General features: G+C 68.0%; 13 protein-coding genes and 6 pseudogenes. 13 read left to right on the top strand and 6 right to left on the bottom strand.

The window, feature by feature from the left end; translation table 11 throughout:
* Positions 1–70 precede the first annotated feature (70 nt).
* From C7T91_RS28150 to gluQRS, 8 genes and pseudogenes are all read left to right on the top strand, one after another.
* Positions 71–724: a Crp/Fnr family transcriptional regulator gene (locus tag C7T91_RS28150; RefSeq protein ID WP_108263204.1), complete on the top strand. Its 654-nt coding sequence runs from the start codon at positions 71–73 to the stop codon at positions 722–724.
* Positions 725–834: 110 nt separating this feature from the next.
* On the top strand, positions 835–1032 hold the full coding sequence (locus C7T91_RS28145; protein WP_108263203.1) for a YgaP family membrane protein: 198 nt from the start codon (positions 835–837) through the stop codon (positions 1030–1032).
* A 32-nt stretch (positions 1033–1064) separates the two neighbouring features.
* On the top strand, positions 1065–1949 hold the full coding sequence (locus C7T91_RS28140; RefSeq protein WP_108263202.1) for an MBL fold metallo-hydrolase: 885 nt from the start codon (positions 1065–1067) through the stop codon (positions 1947–1949).
* Positions 1950–2015: 66 nt separating this feature from the next.
* Positions 2016–3689 (top strand): bifunctional protein tyrosine phosphatase family protein/NAD(P)/FAD-dependent oxidoreductase, encoded by a 1674-nt coding sequence (locus C7T91_RS28135; protein WP_108263201.1) that lies wholly within the window; start codon positions 2016–2018, stop codon positions 3687–3689.
* 116 nt (positions 3690–3805) lie between these two features.
* Positions 3806–5001, top strand: a pseudogene (gene trmFO / locus C7T91_RS28130) (methylenetetrahydrofolate--tRNA-(uracil(54)-C(5))-methyltransferase (FADH(2)-oxidizing) TrmFO); the annotation flags it as partial.
* A 388-nt stretch (positions 5002–5389) separates the two neighbouring features.
* Positions 5390–5512 carry a hypothetical protein gene (locus tag C7T91_RS38210; RefSeq protein ID WP_269102659.1) on the top strand — a complete coding sequence of 41 codons (123 nt, stop codon included), beginning with the start codon at positions 5390–5392 and terminating at the stop codon, positions 5510–5512.
* A 31-nt stretch (positions 5513–5543) separates the two neighbouring features.
* Positions 5544–5753 carry a hypothetical protein gene (locus C7T91_RS28120; RefSeq protein WP_108263199.1) on the top strand — a complete coding sequence of 70 codons (210 nt, stop codon included), beginning with the start codon at positions 5544–5546 and terminating at the stop codon, positions 5751–5753.
* A pseudogene (gene gluQRS / locus C7T91_RS28115) lies at positions 5743–6622 on the top strand (tRNA glutamyl-Q(34) synthetase GluQRS). The gene C7T91_RS28120 and the pseudogene gluQRS overlap by 11 nt, the downstream one beginning before the upstream one ends.
* Here the strand turns inward: gluQRS and hisI are convergent.
* A pseudogene (gene hisI, locus C7T91_RS28110) lies at positions 6609–6962 on the bottom strand (phosphoribosyl-AMP cyclohydrolase); the annotation flags it as partial. The pseudogenes gluQRS and hisI sit on opposite strands and share 14 nt — an antisense overlap.
* 24 nt (positions 6963–6986) lie before the next feature.
* Here hisI and C7T91_RS28105 point away from each other — a divergent pair.
* A complete protein-coding gene (locus C7T91_RS28105) occupies positions 6987–7481 on the top strand; it encodes an iron-sulfur cluster assembly scaffold protein (protein WP_108263198.1) in 495 nt (164 codons plus the stop codon).
* A complete protein-coding gene (locus C7T91_RS28100) occupies positions 7408–8958 on the top strand; it encodes a methyl-accepting chemotaxis protein (protein ID WP_456237875.1) in 1551 nt (516 codons plus the stop codon). Before C7T91_RS28105 ends, C7T91_RS28100 begins: the two co-directional genes overlap by 74 nt.
* Before the next feature lie 431 nt (positions 8959–9389).
* On the opposite strand, the pseudogene C7T91_RS28095 reads toward C7T91_RS28100, so the two are convergent.
* The 3 genes and pseudogenes from C7T91_RS28095 to C7T91_RS28085 form a co-directional block, all read right to left on the bottom strand.
* Positions 9390–10522, bottom strand: a pseudogene (locus C7T91_RS28095) (ATP-dependent DNA helicase RecG); the annotation flags it as partial.
* A gap of 1 nt (position 10523) precedes the next feature.
* Positions 10524–10655: pseudogene (locus C7T91_RS28090) on the bottom strand (FAD-dependent oxidoreductase); the annotation flags it as partial.
* Positions 10656–10726: 71 nt separating this feature from the next.
* Positions 10727–15079 (bottom strand): Ig-like domain-containing protein, encoded by a 4353-nt coding sequence (locus tag C7T91_RS28085; RefSeq protein WP_108263197.1) that lies wholly within the window; start codon positions 15077–15079, stop codon positions 10727–10729.
* Between the two features lie 305 nt (positions 15080–15384).
* On the opposite strand from C7T91_RS28085, the gene C7T91_RS40155 reads away from it, so the two are divergent.
* The gene (locus tag C7T91_RS40155) at positions 15385–15837 is read left to right on the top strand and encodes a TRAP transporter large permease subunit (RefSeq protein WP_108263196.1); all 453 of its coding nucleotides are present in this window, start codon (positions 15385–15387) and stop codon (positions 15835–15837) included.
* Positions 15789–16520: a TRAP transporter large permease subunit gene (locus tag C7T91_RS40150; RefSeq protein WP_108263195.1), complete on the top strand. Its 732-nt coding sequence runs from the start codon at positions 15789–15791 to the stop codon at positions 16518–16520. The genes C7T91_RS40155 and C7T91_RS40150 overlap by 49 nt, the downstream gene beginning before the upstream one ends.
* Before the next feature lie 825 nt (positions 16521–17345).
* Here C7T91_RS40150 and C7T91_RS28070 read toward each other — a convergent pair.
* The gene (locus C7T91_RS28070) at positions 17346–18266 is read right to left on the bottom strand and encodes a LysR family transcriptional regulator (RefSeq protein WP_108263194.1); all 921 of its coding nucleotides are present in this window, start codon (positions 18264–18266) and stop codon (positions 17346–17348) included.
* A 264-nt stretch (positions 18267–18530) separates the two neighbouring features.
* Positions 18531–18707, bottom strand: a pseudogene (locus C7T91_RS28060) (BRCT domain-containing protein); the annotation flags it as partial.
* Between the two features lie 32 nt (positions 18708–18739).
* Between C7T91_RS28060 and C7T91_RS28055 the strand changes: the two are divergent.
* On the top strand, positions 18740–19474 hold the full coding sequence (locus tag C7T91_RS28055) for an ATP-dependent DNA helicase RecG (RefSeq protein ID WP_236638567.1): 735 nt from the start codon (positions 18740–18742) through the stop codon (positions 19472–19474).
* The last annotated feature ends 120 nt before the right edge of the window (positions 19475–19594 follow it).

Here is a 19594-nt window from a genome sequence, read left to right as displayed (position 1 = left end):
CGCAGGCTTTCCGCGCGGGCCGGGATGCCGTAGCAGGGACAGGCAGTTGCGCAGGGCGGGAGAGCGGGCGATGGGCTGGAGCGAGAGATTCGAGGGGCTGGCCAGCCTGCCGAAGGAGATCCGCGACGAGCTGGAGACCCGCAGCCAGGTGATGGACGTGCCCGAAGGCACCACCGTCTTCGCGCCGGGCATGCATGCCGACAACCTGCTGCTGCTGCTCTCGGGCACGGTGCGGGTGCAGCAGGTCTCGGAATCCGGACGGGAAATCGTCCTCTACCGTGTCGAGGCCGGCGAAAGCTGCGTGATGACCACCGCCTGCCTGATCGCCCACGAGGATTACGCCGCCGAGGGCATCACCGAGACCGCCTGCCGCGCCGTGGCGATCCCGCGCAAGGTCTTCGACGATCTCGCGGCGAAATCCGACGCCTTCCGGCAATTCGTCTTCTCCTCCTATGCCCGCCGCATCACCGACCTCTTCGGCGTGATCGAGGCGCTGGCCTTCCAGCGGGTGGACATCCGGCTGGCGCAGCGGCTGCTGAAGCTCGCGGGCGCGGCGGATACGCTGGACACCACCCACCAGAAGCTTGCCACCGAGCTGGGCACCGCGCGCGAGGTGGTCAGCCGCCAGCTCAGGGAATTCCAGCGCAGGGGATGGGTCGAACAGAACCGCGGCAGCGTCACGCTGATCGACCGGGCCGCGCTGGAGGCGCTCGCGGCGGAATGACGCCCGGCGGCTGAAAATATTCGGCCTTTCTGATCTGGCTCGGTGACAAACTCACAGACGGCAGAATAGTGTTCGCGGTATCTGGGTCCCAACAGGAACGGGAGTCCGTGATGACCACGAATATCGGAAATGTCGACCGCATCATTCGACTGATACTTGGTGCAATCCTGGTGCTTTTCGGCGCGCTCGGGTTGACCGGCGCTTTGCAGATCGCCGCCATCGTCGCCGGGATCGTCCTTCTGGCGACCGCGGGCATGCGCTTCTGCCCGCTCTACCGCGTGCTGGGGGTGAACACATGCAAGATCTGAGCCCCGCCGCCCTGCCTCCTGAGGAGACCCTTATGACCGCCTATCCCGTGGACATGACCGTCACGCCCGAGGTCGAGACCTTCTTCGATCCGGCCACCTGGACCTTCACCCATGTGGTGAAGGATCCGAATTCGGATGCCTGCGCCGTGGTCGATTCCGTGATGGACATCGACTATGCGGCCGGCCGGATCACCTATGACAATGCCGACCGGGTGATCGCCTATATCAGGGAGAAGGGCCTGAAGCTGGAATGGCTTCTGGAAACCCATGTCCATGCCGACCACCTCTCGGCCGCGCCCTATATCCAGGAGGCGCTCGGCGGCAAGATCGGCATCGGCGAGAAGATCACCGTCGTGCAGGACACCTTCGGCAAGATCTTCAACGAAGGCACCGAGTTCCAGCGCGACGGCAGCCAGTTCGACGCGCTGTTCAAGGACGGCGACACCTTCATGATCGGCACGATGCAGGGCTTTGCCATGCACACGCCGGGCCATACCCCGGCCTGCATGACCCATGTGATCGGCAATGCCGCCTTCGTCGGCGACACGCTGTTCATGCCCGACGGCGGTTCCGCGCGGGCGGATTTCCCGGGCGGCGATGCCGGCACGCTCTACGACTCGATCCAGAAGGTCCTCGCCCTGCCGGACGAGATGCGCGTCTTCATGTGCCATGACTACGGCCCCAACGGCCGGGACATCGAGTACCTGACCTCGGTCGGCGAGGAGAAGCGGCACAACATCCATGTCGGCCAGGGCAAGACCCGCGAGGACTTCATCAAGTTCCGCACCGAGCGCGACGCCACGCTGGACGTGCCGCGGCTGATCCTGCCGTCGCTGCAGGTCAACATGCGGGCCGGCGAGATCCCGACCGACAAGGACGGGCGCCCGATGCTGAAGCTGCCGATCAACCAGCTCTGACTGCCTGTCGCGGAGGGCCGGGACACAACGGCCCCCGCCCGTGACCTGCTTGTCGAGGAGACGCCAATGGACATCCGCTCCATCACCCCGGACTTTTCCGTGTCGCCGCAGATCCAGCCCGCCGATCTCGGGGAGATCGCACGGCTGGGCTACCGCACGGTGATCTGCAACCGCCCCGACGGCGAAAGCGCGGGCGAGCCCGCCTTTGCCGAAATAGAGGCCGCCGCGAAGGCGGCCGGGATCGAGGCGATCCACCGGCCCGTCATCTCCGGAAAGGTCTCCGACGAGGATGCCGCCGCCTTCGGCAAGCTCCTCGCCCGCGCGCCGAAGCCCGCGCTCGGCTATTGCCGGACCGGCACGCGCAGCACGATCCTGTGGTCGCTCTCCGAGGCCGGGACCCGCACCCTGCCGGAGATCCTGTCGCGGACCAAGGCGGCGGGCTATGACATGGCCGGCGTCGTGCGGCGGATCGCCAATGGCGGCCGGACGCCCACCGATGCCGGCGACGCCTCCTACGAGGTGGTGATCGTCGGCGGCGGCGCGGCCGGCATCTCGGTTGCCGCCTCGCTGAAGGCGCGGAAGCCCGGGCTCGACATCGCGGTGATCGATCCGGCCGACATCCATTACTACCAGCCGGGCTGGACCCTGGTCGGCGGCGGCGTCTTCGATCCGGCCGTCACGGCGCGGACCATGGGCAGCCTGATCCCGAAGGGCGTCCATTGGATCAAGTCCTTCGTCGCCGCCTTCGAGCCGCAGGACAATGCCGTCATCCTCGATGGCTGCCGGGTGGTGAAGTACAAACGTCTGATCGTCTGCCCGGGGCTGAAGCTCGACTGGGGCCGGATCGACGGGCTGGCCGAGACGCTGGGCAAGAACGGCGTCACCTCGAACTACCGGTCCGACCTCGCGCCCTATACCTGGGAGCTGGTCCGCGGACTGCGCCGGGGGCGGGCGATCTTCACCCAGCCGCCGATGCCGATCAAATGCGCCGGCGCCCCGCAGAAGGCGATGTATCTCTCCGCCGACCACTGGTTCCGCACAGGCGTTCTGGAGGACATCGAGATCGGTTTCATGAGTGCCGGAGGCGTGCTTTTCGGCGTAAAAGACTACGTTCCGGCGCTGATGGAGTACGTGCGGAAGTACCGGGCCGGCCTGAACTTCTTCCACAATCTTATCCACATCGACGGGCGGGGGAAAACCGCGACCTTCCAAGTGTCGGAACCGGATGCCGCGCCCTCCGAAGTCACCATCGGTTTCGACATGATCCATGTCTGCCCGCCGCAGGCAGCGCCCGATTTCATCCGGGTCTCGCCGCTCGCCGATGCGGCCGGATGGGTCGATGTCGACCAGACCACGCTGCGCCACAAGAGCCATGACAACATCTGGTCGCTCGGCGACGTGATGAACGCGCCGAATGCCAAGACTGCGGCCGCGGCGCGGAAGCAGGCGCCGGTGGTGGCGGCCAATGTCGTCGCCGATATCGAGGGCCGCTCGCCCGCGGGCGGCTATGACGGCTACGGCTCCTGCCCGCTGACCGTCGAACGCGGCAAGATCGTGCTCGCCGAATTCGGCTATGGCGGTACGCTGAAGCCGAGCTTCCCGTCCTGGCTGGTTGATGGCACCAAGCCGACCCGCGCCGCCTGGTGGCTGAAGGAACGCGCGCTGCCGCCGATCTACTGGAAGGCGATGCTGCGCGGCAAGGAATGGATGGCGAAGCCGGAACCGGTCAGCGCCGAATGACAGATGCGGCAGGGGCGCGACGCCGCCTGCCCCGCCCCTGCGCGCCCCGGGCCTGACCCGGGGCCTCCGCGTCCGAAGAGAAGGACCCGCGCCCCATGCGCTTCGATCCCAAACGCGGCGACCTTGCCGAGATGGTCTGCTCCAACTCCTTCCGCTCGGATGACAGCGAGCAGAATGCCGTGGGCCTCCTGCACTGGGAAATGCGCGCGGCCAAGGGCCTGATCATGGAGATGGCCGACCGCCACCGGCTGCCCGCGGGCGGCGCGCTGGCAGTCGACCGCGACGCCTTCTCCGCGGGCNGTCACCGAAAAGCTGCGCGCCCATCCGCTGGTCGAGATCGCCGAAGGCGAGATCACCGGACTTCCGGCCGAGGGCCAGTGGATCATCGCCACCGGCCCGCTGACCTCCGGCAGCCTGGCCGAGGCGATCCGCAGCGAGACCGGCGCCGACCAGCTGGCCTTCTTCGACGCCATCGCGCCGATCGTCTATTTCGACTCGATCGACCTGTCGAAGGCCTGGTTCCAGAGCCGCTACGACAAGGGCGAGACCGAGGAAGAGCGCACCGCCTATCTCAACTGCCCGATGGACAAGGCGCAATACGACGCCTTCATCGACGCGCTGCTGGCGGCCGACAAGACCGAGTTCCACGAGGGCGAGACCGCGAAATATTTCGACGGCTGCCTGCCGATCGAGGTGATGGCGGAACGCGGCCGGGAAACCCTGCGCCACGGCCCGATGAAGCCCGTCGGCCTGACCAACCCGCACCAGCCCGAGATCAAGGCCCATGCCGTGGTGCAGCTGCGCCGCGACAACAAGCTGGGCACGCTCTACAACATCGTCGGTTTCCAGACCAAGATGAAGTACGGCGCGCAAACCGAAGTTCTCAAACAGATTCCGGGTCTGGAGAACGCGCGGTTTGCCCGTCTCGGCGGCATCCACCGCAACACCTTCCTGAACTCGCCGACACTTCTGGACGACCAGATGCGGCTGAAATCGCGGCCGAACATCCGCTTCGCCGGGCAGATCACCGGGGTCGAAGGCTATGTCGAAAGCGCGGGCATGGGGCTTCTGGCCGGACGGCTCGCCGCGTCGGAAATGCTGGGCCGCACGCTGGTCTCGCCGCCCGACGTGACCGCGACCGGCGCGCTCGTCACGCATATCACCGGCGGCGCGGACGCGAAGACCTTCCAGCCGATGAACGTCAATTTCGGGTTGTTCCCGCCGATCGACGNCCAAGGGCGGACGGCGTGGCCGCAAGGACCGCTACAAGGCCTATACCGACCGGGCAAAGGAGGCCTGGACGGACTGGCTCGCANCAGGGCTGATCCCGCGCAGAACTGCGGCGGTGGCGGTTTTCCGGNCACCGCCAGAACGCAANGACGACACGAATTTCGACTTTTACGGCATTGATCATATGGAATTCTGCGGCTCTGCTGCCTCCTTGGCCAAGATTGCCTGCTACGGCTGAACAAGACAATTCCGCTGCCGGTCCTGCGATCCCCTCGGGCATTCTGCTCCTCGGCTACGGTTTTACCACCCAAGTCTGGCCGATCGTCATCATGGAGCCCGTGCCGCTGCCGTCCGACATCTGGCGGCTGGCCGAGAACCTGCTGCTGCGCCGCCGCCCTGAACGCGCCGCCATGCCGGACAGGATGATTTCCCGGGACTGACATCCATCGTCCCCGACCTGCGCCAGCCGCTTGGCCGGCGTGAACAAGGACGGCCTCCTCAAGCTCTGTTTGCAGGACCCCGGCTTCAGTCTGGCCGCGATGCCCACCGTCACCCGGCGGATCGCCGCCAATGCCGCCGCGGTTTCCGCTTGAGAAACACCAACGCCGCCCCCAATTATGGGCCATGAATTACGTTCTCGCCCTCTTCCTTCCGCCGCTCTCGATCTTGCTGATCGGCCGGATCTTCCTGTCGATCGTGGTTTTCCTGATCTGGATCCCGGCCATCCTGTTCACCGGCGGCCTGACGCATCCGATGTTCATCCTGCTCGCCTGGATCCTGATCTACCAGGCCGGCGCCGAGAAACGCATGGACCGGCTGACGCGTGACGACTAGGACGCGCTTCGCGCCTTCGCCGACCGGGCCGCTGCATCTCGGCCATGCCTATGCCGCGCTGGTCGCGGACGGCTTGGCGCGCGCAGATGGCGGCCAGTTCCTGCTGCGCATCGAGGACATCGACCGCAGCCGTGCCCGGCCGCATTGGGAAGCCCAAATCTTCGACGACCTGCATTGGCTCGGCCTGTCCTGGCCAGAGCCGGCCATGCGCCAGTCCGACCGGCTGGAAATGTATCAAGNATCACCTCGCAAGCCTCTGGAAACAGGGGCTGCTCTACCCCTGCACCTGCAACCGGCGCGACATCCAGGCAGCCTTGTCGGCACCGCAGGAAGGTGCGCCGATGCTCGGCCCCGACGGGCTGGTCTATCCCGGCACCTGCCGCCACCTCCATGACCGCAGCGGGTCCATGCCCCGCGACGTGGCGCTGCGGCTCGACATGGAAAAGGCGCTAGACCGGATCGGAGCGGAACGAATAGAGTTCAATGAAACCGGACCGTTAAAAGACGACATTCAGACGCTCTGGCATCGCGCGGACATGATCGGCGGTGTTGGTGACGTTGTTCTCAGCCGCAGGGAAATGGGGACGTCCTACCATCTCTCGGTGGCGGTCGATGACCATGACCAAGGCATCACTCTGGTCACCCGCGGCGCCGACCTTGCCGAAGCCACAGGCATTCATGTCCTGCTTCAGAAGCTTATGGGGTTTTCCTCACCCGCCTATCACCATCACCGGCTGATCCGGGACGCAGCGGGCAAGCGCCTGGCCAAGCGGGACGACGCAAGGGCGATCGCCACCTACCGCGCCGAAGGCGCCACGCCCGNCCGCCATACTGGACATGACCGGCTNTCACGNCCATCGGCTGCATGAGCTCGACCTCTTCGCCCGCGGCGACCGAGGTATAGAAACAGCTCTTGCGGTTGGTATGGCAGGCCGGTCCGGTCTGGCGCACCACCGCCAGCAGGCAGTCGCGGTCGCAATCGACCCGCAGATCGACCAGCTCCTGCACATGCCCCGAGGTTTCGCCCTTGATCCAGAAGGACTGACGCGAACGGGACCAATAGGTTACGCGACGATCTTCAAGCGTCTTCCGCACCGCTTCGGCATTCATCCAGGCCATCATCAGCACCTCGCCGGTGGCCTCTTCCTGGGCGATCACCGGGATCAGGCCGCGGTCGTCATAGGTCAGGCTGGCGGGATCGAAATTCATGGNGTTTTCCTTTGCATCGCCGGATTGGACCGCTATCTAGCGGGGAGCACCGCAAAGGGAAAGCCATGTCCGNAGTCCGACCTGATCAAGCTCTATTCGCAGCGCATCCTGCGGCTGGCCGCGGACATCCCCCATGCCGGACGGCTCGAGTCGCCGGACGCCTCCGCCTCGGTGCGCGCCCCGCTCTGCGGCTCGACCGTGACGGTGGACCTGAAGCTCGGCGAAGACGGACGGATTGCCGGTTTCGGCCAGGACGTCAAGGCCTGCGCGCTGGGACAGGCCGCAGCTTCTGTGGTCGGCGCCCATGCCATCGGCCGCAGTCAGGAAGAGATCGCCCGCGCCCGCACCGAGCTGAAGGCGATGCTGGCCGAGGGCGGCCCCGTTCCCTCCGTCCCGTTCGAAGATCTCGAAGTCCTGCGCCCGGCGGCCGAGTTCCGCAACCGCCATGCCTCCATCCTGCTCTGCCTCGACGCGATCCAGGCGGCGATGGCGGACCACGCCGCAACGTCGGTCGGCTGATTTAAGCCCCCGTCAAGGACTTGGCGCTACGCATCGCCGGAGGAGGCTCCGGATGCGTGACCTTGCCGACGACACCGCCCCCGGCGCGCCGGGACCTGCCGACGCCCAGCTGGACCGGCTGGCCCGTGCTGCCGCGACCTTGGGCTACGAGATTGTCGAAGTCTCGGGCTTCATCGACGCGATCGACGCCAAGGCCCGCGGCCAGACGCCGGTACTGGCCCAGGCTCGGGACGGCGCAAACCGCATCCTCGAGGCCAACCGCGCCGTCACGGAGGCGCTGGCCGCGATCCGCAGCTCGACCGAACAGAGCCTGTCAGCCGTCGAAGAGTCGGTCGGCGTCGTGAAAAGCTCCGGCGCACGCACCCAGGGCGTCGCGGAATGGGTCCGGGCGCTGGATGCGCGGATGACCCAGGTGAGCGACACGCTGTCGGAGGTGCGCAGGAACAACGGCGCCATCACCAAGATCGCCGGCCAGGTGAACATCCTCGCGATCAACGCCAAGATCGAGGCGGCGCGAGCCGGGGATGCCGGGCGCGGCTTCGCCGTGGTTGCCGAGGCCGTGAACGAGCTGTCCCGCAAGACATCCGAGGCCGCCGCGGCCATCCTTGACAGCCTCTCCACCCTGACCGGATGGATCGAATTGCTGCGCACAGAGGCCGGAGACGTCGCGCGGGACGCGGCCGAGGTTCTCGAGAGCGGAGCGCGCACCGATGGCGCGCTGGCCGCAATCGCCGGAAATGTCCGCGCCACGCGCGACGAAGCCGGGGGCATGGAGGCACAGGCCCGCGAGGTCGCCCGCGCCGGCCAGGAATTCGGCGCCTGCTTCACGCGGATCGATGCCGCCGTCTCCGGCACGGTCGAGGGCATCGGCCAGGCCAGGCAGCGCGTCCACGGGCTGATCGACAAGAGCGAAGCCATGGTCCAGCAGACCGTGGCGATGGGCGGCGGCGCGGAGGACGGCAAGCTGATCGCCTTCGCCAAGGACCGCGCCGCCCATGTCTCGCGCCTCCTCGAGGAGGCGCTCGAAACCGGACGGATTTCCCGCAAGGACCTGTTCGATTTCACCTATGTGCCGATTTCGGGCACCGATCCGCAGCAATTTTCGGCCCCCTTCCTCAGCCTTGCCGACAGCCTGCTGCCGCCGGTCCTGGAGGAATCGCTGAAATTCGATCCGAAGNATCGTGTTCTGCGCGGCCGTTACCCGGGACGGCTACCTGCCGACCCNACAACNCGGAAATTCTCGCAGCCCNCAGCGGCCCGGCGACCCGGCCTGGAACGCCGCCAATNTGCCGGAACCGGCGGATCTTCGACGACCGCGNTCGGGCTGAAGGCCGGTCGCAACCGCGAACCCTTCCTGCTGCAGGTCTACCGCCGCGACATGGGCGGCGGCGAATTCCGCATGATGAAGGACATTTCGGCCCCGGTCACCGTCGACGGCTCCGCCTGGGGCGGTTTCCGGATGGGCGTGAATTTCTGAAAAAAAGCCGCCGCGCCCGGCAGGGGGCAGCGGCGGCAGGATGGCGAAACTCTCAGGGGCTGCCCGGGGACGGGACAGCGGAAAACCGGAACAGGCAGGAACCGGGCGGGACGTTTCGCAGGCAGTTCAGAAAGTCAGAGCATGCCCGGCAGATGCAGGCAGCCGAGAAGAATGACGGACAACGCGGCCATGCCCGCGAGATCCTTGCAGAAAGTGGTCGTGATGCGGGTCTTGAGCGTTTCNGGGGACGTTCGGCATTCTCGCCTCCACATTCGAGCTGANTGTTTCACTTTTGTTCCNGATTCCATCCTCAAGTAAAGAACTTTTTAAGAACCTTTACGGAACACTCGGAGAGAACAAGCGGCAGTGGGGTAAAAATCCCGCAATTGGCGCGTGCGGCGCAACAATTGGCGGATATCAGCCGANCATCNTAGCAGCCGCAGGGCCTCGTCGCGCTGCATCAGCCACAGGAGCGACGTCAGAGCCCGCCCCCGATCGGTGAGCGGCCCGAACTCGGTGTCGAGCGCCGCCCGCGCTTCGCGCTGCGCCAGGGCCATCAAGCCGGCCTGATGTTCCAGGTCCGCCACGCGGAACCGCGGCAGGCCGGATTGGGCGCGGCCGATCACATCGCCGATCCCGCGCATCGCCATGTCTTCCTCGGCCAGCCGGAACCCGTCCTCGGTCTCGCGCATCAGCGTCAGGCGCCGCTCCGCGGACGGTGTCAGCGGCGCCTGGTAGAGCAGAAGGCAGGTCGAGGCCGCCGCGCCGCGTCCGACCCGGCCGCGCAGCTGGTGAAGCTGGGCAAGCCCGAAACTGTCGGCCCGTTCGATCACCATGATCGACGCATTGGGAACATCGACCCCGACCTCGATCACCGTGGTGGCCACCAGCACCGGCAGCTCGCCCGCGGCGAAGCGCNGCCATCACCGCGTCCTTCTCGGCATGCGGCATCTGGCCATGGACCAGCCCGACCTTGTCCGCCCCGAGCGCCGCCTGCAGGTGGCGCGCCCGCGCTTCGGCGGCAGTCAGGTCAACCGTCTCGGCTTCCTCGACCAGCGGGCAGACCCAATAGGCCTGCCGCCCCTCGCCGATCGCCCGCGCCAGATGCGACACGACCTCGTCCAGGCGATCAGTCGGCATGACGGCGGTACGGATCGGCTTGCGTCCCGGCGGCTTCTCGTCGAGAATCGAAACGTCGAGATCCCCATATTGCACCAGCGCAAGAGAACGCGGAATCGGCGTGGCGGTCATCACCAGAACGTCGGTCGCCATCCCCTTCCTGGCCAGTTCCTGCCGCTGGGCGACGCCGAACCGGTGCTGTTCGTCGATCACCGCCAGCCGCAGGTCGGCAAAGGCGACATCCGCTTGGAACAGCGCATGCGTGCCGACGATGATGNCCGGCCTCGCCCGAGGCGATCCGCGCCAGCTTTGCCGCGCGTGCCTGGCCGCTGTCGCGCCCGGTCAGAAGCTCCATCGTCACCCCGGCCGCCTCGGCCAGCGGTGCCAGTCCGGCCAGGTGCTGGCGCGCGAGGATCTCGGTCGGCGCCATCATCGCGCCCTGCCCGCGTCTGGTGCGCGAATGTCCCCACCTGGGGGCGCATTTCGTGAATGGTCACCGGCACGCCCATCGAGACCGCCTGCCAGGCCGCCTCGGATCCGGCCATGCCGCCGCCGATGATGTTCAACCGTTCTGTCATGCGCGCTCTCTACGCGCCGGGTCCGAATGCCGCAAGGCGGATGGCTGGACCGCGCGCCGGCAGGAGGCCACTTATCGGGACGGGCGACGCGGAAGGAGACCCCATGGCCGACGCATGTTTCCAGGGACCTCTGGCAGACCGGGGCGTGCTGCGCGCGCTCGGTGCGGCGGATTTGCGTGCGGCCAGGCTGCCGGGCGCGGCGCTGACCGGCGGCGAGGTGGTGGTGCCCGGGATCCCGCGCCGCCTTCCAGCGTGTCGTCGCCGCCGCGGCCCTCGAGCCCGTCGCGCCCGTCCATGCCGCGGAGCAGGTTCGCCCGGCCGTCGCCGCCCAAAGTGTCGGCGTAGTCCGAGCCCTCGAAGCCCTCGATATCGACATAGAGGTCGCCCTGGGCATGGCCGCCCTGCCCGACCAGCGTCAGCAGGTCCGCACGCACGCCGGTATTGGACCCGGCGAAGCGCACCAGGTCGAAGCCGGTGCCGCCGCGCACATCGTCGCCGCCATCGCCCGGATCGATCACGTCATCGCCCTGGCCGGCCATGATCAGGTCATCCCCGGCGCCGCTCTCGATCGTGTCGTCGCCCGCGCGGCCGAGGATCCAGTCGTCGCGGCGATAGCCGCGGATCGTCTCGGAGAGCGCGTTGCCCTCGATATAGTCGATCTGCGGCGTGCCCGACAGCTCCTGCCCGTAATAGTCCGCGACGGTGGCATGGGCGAAGCCGGTGTCTTCCAGCCCCTCCGCATCGGCAATGCGGTACTGGATCGTCACCGGCCCGGCAAAGCCCGGATCGAAGCGCGCGACGAGGAAGGCCTCGCCGCGGAAATTCACGATCTCGAAAGCCCCGACCTCGACGCGGTGTCCCTGCGCCAGTTCCACGGGATCGTAGATCGCATCGACGCCGACGAAGACCGGGCGCGGCCGGTCGGGATCGTCGAGATCGGCATCGACCGTGCCGTCGCCGTCGCGGTCCGCCTGCTCGATGTCGTAGTCGTTGAACACCAGATCGGCGGCGCGGATCACCAGCGGCACGTCGAACGGCGTGACGAAGCCCGGATCCTCGACCGCCTCGGGCTCGTCATTCGAAGGCACGATCACGATGTCGACGAAAGCCTCCGCCGTGCCGTCCTCGCCGTCCGAGACCAGATAGACGAAGCCCGAAGAGAAGGTCGCGTCGATATGGGGCGTGTAGAGCAGGTCGCCTTCGGCGTTGAAGTCCAGCGTGCCGTTCATCGGCCCGGCCGCCGCGCCGCCGAACTTGAACACGTCGCCGAGCCCGTTGAGCGGCCGCCAGCCGAGGATCTCCAGGTCGTCGCCGTCCAGATCCATGTCATTGCCGAGGAGCGTCTCCAGCCGGATGACGGTCGGGATGTCCTCGGGGATCAGCACCTGGTCGCTTTCCGGATCCGGCGGGGTGTCGCCGGTGGCGGCGAAGAACAGCGTGACCTGCGCCCCGTCGACCTCGCCCTCGGGATCGGTGACCGAATAGCCGAAGGTCGCCTCGCCGGCGAAGCCCGGATCTGGGGTGAAGATGATCACGCCGTCAGCGACCGCCAGATCGCCGTTCACCGCGCCGGTGGCGTTTTCGAAACCGAGCGGCGATCCCTCGGGGTCGCTGTCGTTCTTAATCAGGTCGAGAAGCGATATCTCCAGCGGCACGTCCTGCGTCCCGCGCAGCATCCAGAGCGACTCCGAGCTGTAGCGGTCGTTGCGCGCATTGGGCCGGTCATTCACCGCCTGGTAGAGGATCGTGGCGCGCGCCTCGGCGCTGCCGCCCTGGCCGTCATCCACCCTGTAGGTGAAGCCCGCCTCGCCGTTGAAATTGGCGGTCGGCTCGAACAGGACGGTCTGGTTCTCGAGCAGGGTCGCGCGCCCGCCGGTGGCGGCGCGGACGCCGGCCAGGCTCAGCGGATCGCCGTCGGGATCGGTGTCGTTCGCCGTCAGCCGCGCCAGCGACAGCACGACCGGATTGTCCTCGAGGATCGGATCGCCCGCCTGGGTCAGTTCGAAGCGGTCATCCGCCGCCAGCGGCGCGTCATTCACCGGGCGCACCGTCACCGAGACCGTGCCGGTGGCCTCCGCGCCCGAGGGATCGGCGACCGTGTAGGCGAAGGACGCCGCGCCGAAGAAATCCCCCCGGGCGGCCAGCTCCACCTCGCCCGCCTCCGTCAGCGTGGCGATCAGCTCCGCCGAAGAGCCGACCCCCGACAGCGCCAGGACGTCGCCGTCGATGTCGATGTCATTGCCGGTCAGTGCCGCGGCGTTGATGACCAGCGTGCCGCCCTCGTCCATGGCGAAGCCGCGGTCGGGCCGCGCCTCGGGCGCATCGTTGACCGGGGTGACCTCTATGAAGACCGTCGCTTCGGCGCGGCCGCCCTCGGGGGTGTTGGCGGCATAGGCGAATTGCGCCGGGCCGTTGTGATCCGCATCCGGCGTGAAGCCGATCGTGCCGTCGCTCGACAGCGAGACCGTCCCGCCCTCGGCGCCGAAGACCTGGCCGACGATCATCCGGTCGCCGTCGATGTCGTTCGACAGCAGCCGTTCGGCGCGGATGGCCAGGAACCCGTCCTCGGCCACGGAGAACCCGCCGTCATCCCGCGCCTCGGCTACCGGGCGGACGCTGACATTGACCGAGGCCGAGGCGAAGCCGTTGCGGCCGTCGGCGATGCGGTAGGCGATGGTGGTCGCGCCGGTGAAGCCGTCCTTCGAGACGAAGACGAGATTGCCGTCGCCGTCGAGCGTAGCGGTGCCGTCCGGGCTGCCATCGACCTCGATCACCGCCAGCGGGTCGCCATCCGCGTCGAAATCATTGGCCAGCAGCTCCGCGAGCGGCAGCACCAGCTCGGCCCCGGTGGTGACCGCGAAGAAGCCGTCGTCATTGGCAACCGGCGCGCTGTTGTCCAGCAGCTGCAGCAGCGTGTCCTTGCCCCAGGTCACGCCCCCGGCGAACCGGTATCGCTCGATCCCCTGACCGCCCGGCGCCAGCGCGTCCAGCACCAGAACGCTCTGGCCGCCGCCGAGGCCCAGCTCGACCGCGCTGCTGCCGCGGAACAGCCGCTCGACCGAGACGCCGCCCGCATCGAACCCCGTCAGATCCAGGATGTCGGTCTCGTCCGGGTCGGCGCCGGTGTCCTCGATCCGGTCGGCGCCGCCGCCGCTTGTGATCACATAGGTGTCGGCGCCCGCGTTTCCGGAGGCGAAATCGTCGCCCGCGCCCAATGTGATCACATCCGCGCCGCCGAAGCCCCAGACGGAATCGTCGCCCGCGCCCTCGATGTCCTGCAGCGCCCGCGCCCGCATCTCGTCCCGGCCCCAGACGGGTCCGCCGGCGAAGCGCAGGACCAGGCTGCCCGGGCTGCCGTTGCGCGGTCCAAGCGCATCGGCCAGCACCAGCCTGTCGCCGTCGCCTGTGAAGTTCAGCACCAGATCCGGGCTTTCGGGTCCGGCGCGGACCGCCGAAACCAGATCCGCCAGCCCGTAATCCGCCAGCAGCACCTCGCTGTCGCCGCCGCCGAGCGCCTCGATCCGGTCGTCGCCATCCCCCGCGGCATAGCGGTAGAGGTCGTCGCCGCCTCCGCCCGACACCAGGTCGTCGCCGGTCCCGCCGCCGAGCGTCTCGTCTGCGCCGGTGCCGATCACCGTGTCATCGCCCGCGCTGAGCTGCGCATCGGCAAGCTCTGCGGCGATATCGGCGATGGTGAACACCGTGCCGTCGTCTTCGAGCACGATCCGCTCGATGCCGCGCCCGGCGAGGTCGAGCCCGTCGACCACCAGGATCTGGTCGCGGCTGCCCTCGAACTGGATCGCGATATCGGTGCTGCCCGTGCCCAGCCGGGCGAAGCGGATATCCGCCGCGAGATAGCCGGTGATGCGCAGCTCGTCCGCCCCCGAGCGCGCCGCGTCGCGCAGGATGTCGCGCCCGTCCCCGGCCGCGAAGCGGTAGATGTCGTCGCCCTCGCCGCCCGAGATCCGGTCATCGCCCGGACCGCCCGCCAGCGGATTGGCCGCGCCGTCGCCGAAGATCCAGTCGTCCAGCCCCGAGGCCACCCGCGCCAGCAGATCGGCCATCCGCCATTCGGTGCCGTCGGCAAAACGCACGATCTCGATCTGCCCGCCGCCCATCGCGTCCTCGATCCGCACCCGGTCGCCGCCGAAGCCGAGATGCAGGATCATCGCCGCGCCGTCGCTGCTCTGGCGGACCCGGACATCCCCGGGCGCGACGCCCTCGCCGAGCTCCAGCGCGCCCTGCGACGGGCCTGCAGCGGGGTGGCCGGGAACCCGGTCCGCGGCGGCGCCGGGCGCCCCTTCGCAACCCGGAGGATCATGGTGAAGGACATTTGAAGAAGGCCTATGGGCGAGCGCAGCGGCCTGATGGGCGCGATGGCGGTCGTCGTGTTCCTGGACGCCGTGCTGCGCCAGGCGTTCCATTCGGGCCTGCCGCTACCGACGGACTGGTGCGGATCATGCTGGCCGTCATGGTCCTCGCCGGCGCCACGCTCGCGCTGCTGATGCGCCGCCATGGCGTCGACCGCCGGTTTGTGGCTGCTGATGGACGCAGGCCGGATTCAGCATGGGCACGCCATGCAATCCCAGGATCCCGTCCGCGACGATCCATGTCGCGGCCGTGCCGTGCAAGGCTGCGATGATCCTCATCCTGGCGGTGCAGACCATCGGCGTGGCGCTTGGACGGCGGCCTGCGCGCAGCTTCCCCGGCCTCGACCGGAGCGACCGCGATGATGTCGCGGAAGGACAGTCTTCTCCTGCTGGAGACGCTCCCGGCCTCCGTCTGCCTCGGGATGCCCATCGCCCGGGCGCTGATCAGCTGCGGCATGGCCAGCGGCAGGATCATTGCGCAGAACCGGGTCCTTGGGACCGACAACTTGATCCTGCTGGCCATCCTCTTCTTCCTCCTGGCGGGCGGGCCGATGAACAAGAGCGGCCGCGCGGGCAACATCATCGGCTTCGCCATGGCGCTGATCGGCCATGTCAACGGGGTGCCCGGCGATTGCCGACGCGACCGCGCCGACCGAGATCCTGATCCAGATGATGAAGGCCGCGAACCATCCTGCGCAAGTCCGGAGGACTGCCGGCCACAGGCGGCGCGATCGCGCCAAGGTCGCCGCCCTCGATCTAGGGCATGTTCTCGGCGGCAATCGCGCCGGTCTTGCTCATGGGGCCCAGCATGATCGCGGTCTGGCATGCCGCCTCCCGCGACGCCGATTTCCAGGTGTTGGAGCGCCGGTCCGGGACCGAGGTGCTGCGCGCCTTCGTCATGGCCATCCCGGCACTGTTTCTTCCGGTGATCTGCATCGACGGCCTGCTGCTGGCCATTTTTGCCCCGTACGGGGCCGCGGTGATCGCGGTGGTGTCCTCGGCCTTCGTCGGCACTGGCGTTGCCCCCGGATCCCGGCCTGGAGTTATCTTGCTCCTGGAGAAGGCCTTCACAGGGCTAACAGCCCCTCCGCCATTTCATCGGCGGGTCGGCGAGCAGGACGCCGCGCGCCTCAGGCCAGTCCCGCGCCGCGGATCTTCCGCGGCACCTGCAGAAGGCTGGGGCGCGAGGTTCCCGGGACGACCGGACGGGGCAGGCATGACCGACGCAGGCGTGCAAAGCCGGATGATTTCGGTTCCGCGGCGGCGGCGCATGCAGCCCCCCCGGACACCGCACCGTCGCGCCGAAGGCCGGGACGGAGCAATCGGGGCTTTGCGGAGGTTCGAAGCTTGCCGCCCTCAAGTGATCCAGGCATCCCTCCCAACAGCCATGCAGTCCCGGCAGTTCGCGCTGCAGAGAACCGGGAACATGATCGCCGTGACGGATGGCACCGGACGAAGCCGAACCAGCCCCCGGTTGCCCGGCATGGGCGGCTGACGCGACATGGAGATGGCCTGCCGGACGTCACTCGCTTCGCCGGCAGGCCGTTGCCTGCACCTGCATGGCGTGCCCGGCAGGATGATCCTGTCCATCGCCGACGAGCGTCCGCCCGCCCCGCGGCAAGGAAGCCAATCCCAAGCAGCCGAAACCGGAGGCAAGCTCCGCCGGTCTTTGCGGTGCCAGCCCGATCCCGGCACATTCGGGAAAGCCTGGATCGGCACAGCCTCCACCGCTACGGCGTCCGGGCGGCTGACGGCGCGCTGCCCACCATCGCCATCAGCCCTCTTCCATGCGACGCGCAACATGATTTTTCCTCCGCTCGCCGCATCGCAGACGGCGTGTCGAATCTCGGGGACTCCGCTGCCCGAAACGCTGCATCGCCCGCGAAGTCCATGGCTTGATCCGGGATCGCTGCCGGCAAATCAGGCAGCCCCAACTCCGCGCTTGGCAAGCATGAAGGCAGCGGGAGAACCCGATATGCGGCCGGTGATTGCAGGCGGCGTTCCGATGCCCGGAAGGCCGCCGCCTTGATGGCCCGGAGGGGAATTGCCTGGACTTCGGGCAGGTGCCGCAGCCATCTGGCCGGATCCAAACCTCGATGGTTCTGGCGTCACTGCGTTGACGTGCCGACCATCGGACGGCCCCCGGCAGCAGGCGAGATGTGACGTCATGGCAGCCCGGCAGCCGCGCAACGTCTCATCCCGTCCCCTTCGAGCGCCGGCCGGGCCGTCCCGGACGGACTCGCGAAGCAGTCCGGGCGCAGGGAACAAGCTCGAGACGGCTCTGCGGAACGCCCGCCTGACGGCGGCACCCGCCCGCTCGTCACGGTTTCGGTACCGCAGCGCCGCCCTCCCGGTCCTTCCCGGCCTGCTTCTCGATCCAGTTCCGGAAAGCCTGCAGGGGCGCTTCGGAATCTTTCTCCTTGGGCCAGACCAGCCAGTAGGCGCCGCGGACCGGGACGGCCGGGCGCAGGACCGGCACCAGGCGGCCCTCGGAAATTTCGATCTGGGCGAGATAATCCGGCAGGAGCGCCACGCCCAATCCCGAAATCGCCGCCTGGATCATCATCGAGAACTGGTCCATCAGCATGCCTCCCGATCCCGAGGGCTCGCCGCCCTGGCCCGCGAACCAGTCCGCCCAGACGGTGGGACGGGATTCGAGATGCAGCATCGGCAGGTCGCCGATATCCCCGAGGCTCCGCAACGGATGTGCGGCGGCGAATTCCGGCGACACGCAGGCCGTCACCCGCTCGTCCAGCAGCTTCAGCCGGTAGGTGCCCTCCCAGTCGCCCTGGCCGTAATAGATCGAGGCGTCGAACACCTCCGACGCGAAATCGAAATGGCCGATGCGGGTCGAGATGTTGACCGCGATGCCCGGGTGCTCGGTGAAGAACTGGCCCAGCCGGGGCCCGAGCCAGCGGGTCGCGAAGGTGGGGAGGACCGCCAGGGACAGCGTGCCGCCCTTGGGATTGGCGACCACCGACATGCTGGCGCGCTGCACCATGTCGAGCGCCCGGGCAATGTCGCGCTGGTAGCTGACCGCGGCCGCGTTCGGGATCAGGCGGCGGCGTTCGCGGGTGAAGAGATCCTTTCCGAGCTGCTCTTCGAGCGCCAGGATCAGCCGGCTTACCGTGCTTTGCGTCAGGTTCAGCTCGGCCGCCGCCGCCGTGACCGAGCCGTGCCGCACGACCGCATCGAGCGCCAGCAGAAGGCGGATGGATGGAAGAAACCGTCTTGGCCGCATACTCATTCCCAAACTGCATGAACCCATGAAGTAATCCCGTTATTTATCCGGGAATTCCAGTGATAATCATCCATTGAAAGAATGATTTCCGGAGCAGACCCCATGGCCACCACGTCCCATAAAGGCATCCCGTTCAATTGGGAGGACCCGTTCCTGCTGGGCGCGCAGCTGAGCGAGGAAGAGCGGATGATCAGCGAGGCCGCGCGCGCCTTTGCCGCCGACCGCCTGCTGCCGCGGATCGAGGACGCCTATCTGAACGAGACTGCCCAGTTCCGCCGCCTTGGCGCCCTTCGACCCCGCCCCCGGCCCGGCAACGACCAGGTCGGTCTTCTTCGAGACCGAGCCCGAGACCTTGGCCCCCATCGCCTCGGCCCGCGCCTTGGCCTCGGCCCGGGTCATCTTCTCCAGCGAGCCGGTGAAGACCACGTCGAGACCATCGACGAGGATGCCTGGATCGCGCTGATCTCCGACTGATGCCGCGTCCCGAAGCTCTCTTCCCGCTCTTTTCCGAGCTGACCAAGTTGCCGGGGATCGGCCCGAAAGGGGCGCAGGCGCTGGCCGGGCTCGGGGTGGAACGGCCGCTCGACCTGCTCTTCACCCTGCCGCACGGCGTTATCGACCGGCGGTTGAAGCGCTCGGTCCTCGAGGTCGAGCCGCCTGCCGTCGCCACGGTCGAAGTGCGGATCCTGTCGCATGACGCCCCGACGCGGAAGGGGCGGCCCTACCGCGTGATGGTCGAGGATGCGGGCACGCGCTTTTCGCTGGTCTTCTTCCACGCCCGCACGCCCTGGCTGGAACGGCACCTGCCGGTCGGCGAGCGCCGCATCGTCTCGGGGCGGGTGGAGCTGTTCGACGGCCATCCGCAGATGGCCCATCCCGACCATATCCTGCCCCGCGCCGAGGCGCATGCGCTGCCGGAGCACGAGCCGGTCTATCCGCTGGCCGCCGGGGTCACGGCCAAGGCGATGCGCAAGGCGGCAGAGGCGGCTTTGGCGCTGGCGCCGGAGCTCGACGAATGGATCGATCCGCATCTCCTGGCGCGCAAGGGCTGGCCGTCCTGGCACGAGGCGCTGCGCCAGGCGCATCATCCCGAGGGCACGGCAGAGGTCGGACGCGAGGCGCCTGCGCGGGCACGGCTGACGACATGCGCCTGCCGGAGGGCCATCCAGCCGCGGCCTCGAGGAGCGGCAAGAAAAAAATGCCTTTAGGTCAAGACGGTCCGCGCCGACGGACCGACCGCTCGAAGGCACAGGACGCACCGATGGAGCGCGTCTTCGGCTCCTCGAATGCCGGACCGGTCCTCCGCTCCCGATTCCTGTCGCGCGCCG

The organism is Mangrovicoccus ximenensis (genome assembly GCF_003056725.1).
Classification (GTDB): Bacteria; Pseudomonadota; Alphaproteobacteria; order Rhodobacterales; family Rhodobacteraceae; genus Mangrovicoccus; species Mangrovicoccus ximenensis.
The sequence above is the reverse complement of the archived record's forward strand: the minus strand, read 5'-3'. Positions and strand labels throughout refer to the sequence as shown.